The organism is Micromonospora sp. NPDC003776 (assembly GCF_053605645.1).
On record NZ_JBSGJR010000722.1, the window covers coordinates 1 to 2,985 of the forward strand.

Below are 2,985 nucleotides of genomic sequence, written 5' to 3' on the forward strand. Positions count from 1 at the left end.
CCGGCGCCGCCGAGGAACCAGCGCCGCCGCCACCGTCGGCCGGGCGCCGGCACGGTCGGATGCTCGCTGTCCGCGGGCGGCCGCGGGCCCGGCTGCCCCGTCCGGCCCAACGGGTACGCCCCGCCGGTGCTCGGGCCGCCGCTGACCGGCGCGCCGGAGACCGGGGCGCCGGAGACCGGCGCTGCGCCGTCGAGCGGGAGCGCGGCGAGCATCCCGCGCAGCTCCACGGCGGACGGCCGCTCGCCCGGGTCGTTGGCCATGCCGAGCCGGAGCACGTCGACCAGTTCCTCCGGCACCCCGGGCAGGCCCGGGATCGGCTGGTGGAACATCTCCAGCACGGTGACCAGGCTCGGGTTGCGCTCGGACTGCCAGCGCGGGGGCCGGCCGTGCATCACCGCGTAGAGGGTGGCGCACAGCGCGTACACGTCGACCGCCGGGGAGGGCGGGCTGTGGCTGAACATCTCCGGCGGCGCGTACGCCGGGGTGAGCACCTCCAGGGTGACCGAGGCGTCCCGCACCTCGGCCAGCACCGCCAGCCCGAAGTCGGCCAGCACGGCCGGGTTGAAGTGCGAGTAGAGGATGTTGGCGGGCTTGACGTCCCGGTGCAGGACGCCGGCCGCGTGCGAGTGGGCCAGCGCGTCGGCGATCTTCACGCCCAGGTCACGAGCCTCCGCCGCGCCCAGCGGCGAGGTACGCATCCGCTCGGCGTACGAGCCGTCGCAGAGCTCCATGATCAGGTAGGGGTGCTGGTCGACGGTGACCCCGACGTCGAAGAGATCCACCACGTGCGGATGGGAGGACATCTTTCCGGCCGCCCGCGCCTCGCGGAGGAACCGGGCCTGGTCGCGCTCGCTGTCCAGGGTGCGGTTCTCCACCTTGACCGCGACCTCGCGCCCGACCGAGATCTGGGTGGCCCGGTAGACGGTCGCGTAGCCACCCCGGGCAAAGACCTCCAGGTCGGTCAGACCGGGCACGATGGGCAGCCGGAGGGCGCCGGGCGGGGTCTCGGTCACGGCTCGAAAATACCCAACGGTCCGCGTCGCTCAGGACACCGCATCGGTCGCCGGCACCGCCCCGGACCCGACGGCCGGCTCCCCGGCCGCCCCGGCGGGGCCGGCCCGACGGGCGTCCCACCACAGGCCGACGGCGGTCGCGACCGCGCCCAGACCCTCCCAGGCGGCGACGCCGAAGAACCGGTCGGGGGCCACGTCGGAGAGCACGGTGATGGTGAAGACGGTGAACGTCACCAGCCGGAACCAGACCGTGAACCGGTAGAAGACCCGCCATTCGGTGGCGGCGGCGAGCAGGTAGTAGACCCCCATGTTGAAGGAGGCCATTGAGGACGCGGTGAGGAACGTGCCGGTGTAGTCACCGGGGGCCCGTTGGGCCGGCACCTCGAAACCGAGCATGCGCAGCTGTGCCTCCGGCCAGATCAGCCCGAGCGCGCCCAGCAGCACCGCCAGGGCCCCGAAGACCGCGATCGTCCAGCCGGCGCCGGAGCGCGGCAGCCTCATCCGTCCTCCCCACCCACGACCGCCGCCGGGGGCGGTCTTCTCGACCCCACACGCTAACCGCCACCCCCGACGCGCACATCCCCGGAATCGCCAAACCTGCCCGCCGCCACCGCGATCGCCGCACGCACCGCGCGCGCTGATTCACGGAAAGGGTGGGCTCCGGCCGGCGGATGGCCACTCTTTCCGTGAATCAGTGCGGATCAAGCGAGGGGTTCAGGAGGCGGCGAGGCGGGTGCGCAGGGCCTCGGCGACGGCACGCTCGCTGCGCTGCTCGGTGGCGTACGCCAACCGGACGGCGTCCTCGGCGCTGGCCCGCGCCTCGGCTCGGCGGTCGCAGGCGTCCAGCGTCTCGGCCAGCACCATCGCCGCGATGACCTGGCTCCGGACGTCCTCGGCCGGTGCCCGCATGGCCCGCTGCGCCCAGTCCAGCGCCTGCTCGCGCTGCCCGTGGGCGAGCAGCGCCGAAGCGTACCGGGCCATGGTCTGGCGGCGGGAGAAGAGCAGCGACGGGGTGTTGGCGGCGGTGGTGGCCACCGGGGCGAGCAGCCCGACGGCGGTGGCCGGATCGCCGGCGGCGAGCCGGGCCATGGCGAGCAGCACCCGGGGGGCCACCTGGGCCGGGGCCTGCGGGTTGTGCGGCTCCACGGTGGTCAGCACCGCCCGGGCGTCCCGCTCGGCGGTCTCATGGTCGCCCATGTCCAGCGCCACGAAGCCGTGCAGCGTGCCGGCCATCCCGGTGAGCAGCGGATGCTTGGTCTGGTCGGCGTATCCCAGGGCGTCGGTGAGCAGGTCGGCGGCGTGCTCGGGCTCGCCCAACCCGCGCGCCACCACTCCGCGGACGACCAGCGCGAAGCCCTGCCCCCAGTCGTCGCCGACCTCGGCGAACTCCCGGTACGCGCGGCGCGCCCCCCGGTCCGCCTCGGCCAGCTCGCCCAGCTCGGCCGTCGCGTACGCCTCGACCGCGCGGAGCGTACCGACCGCCCACGCCTCGCCGACCCGCTCGCCGAACGGCAGGAAGACCTGCGCCATCCGGCACGCCTCCCGGAGCCGGCCGGCGAGCAGCCGGGCGAACGCCGTCGTGCCGCGCAGCCAGGCCCGCCCGTACGGGTCCTTGAGCTCGGCGAAGAGCCGGGCGGCCCGGCCGAGCACGGCGTCGGTGCCGGCGAAGTCCCCCCGGGTGGTGGTCACCCAGGCCAGGTTCTGCAACGACCAGGCCTGCCCGCGCGGGTCCTTCGCGGAGAGACTGACCTGGTAGGAGGCGGCGAGCCGGCTGCTCGCCTGGCCCAGCCGGCCGGCGATGAAGTCGGCCATGCCGAGCCGCCGCATCGCCGAGGCCCGCATGGTCGGCAGCTCCGCCGCGGTGGCCACCTGCAACGCCTCCTGCCAGCAGCGCTCCGCCCGGTCGGCGTCGCCGAGGGTCTGGTGGGCCTGCCCGGCCAGCAGCAGCGCGCTGGTCCGGGCCGCCGCCGCG

The 2,985-nt window shown here is 75.2% G+C and carries 2 protein-coding genes and 1 pseudogene; all 3 read right to left on the reverse strand.

The window, feature by feature from the left end; genetic code table 11:
• Nucleotides 1–1,013 (reverse strand): serine/threonine-protein kinase (locus ACWEVO_RS33940; RefSeq protein WP_452311505.1); only part of this gene is annotated, 1,013 nt, incomplete at its 3' end.
• 30 nt (nucleotides 1,014–1,043) lie between these two features.
• The gene (locus tag ACWEVO_RS33945; RefSeq protein WP_452311506.1) at nucleotides 1,044–1,514 is read right to left on the reverse strand and encodes a hypothetical protein; all 471 of its coding nucleotides are present in this window, start codon (nucleotides 1,512–1,514) and stop codon (nucleotides 1,044–1,046) included.
• Nucleotides 1,515–1,727: 213 nt separating this feature from the next.
• Nucleotides 1,728–2,985: pseudogene (locus ACWEVO_RS33950) on the reverse strand (adenylate/guanylate cyclase domain-containing protein); the annotation flags it as partial.

Excerpts from the sequence above, each read along its gene's own strand:
- ACWEVO_RS33945 (WP_452311506.1), bottom strand. The coding sequence starts at position 1,514 with ATGAGGCTGCCGCGCTCCGGCGCCGGCTGGACGATCGCGGTCTTCGGG.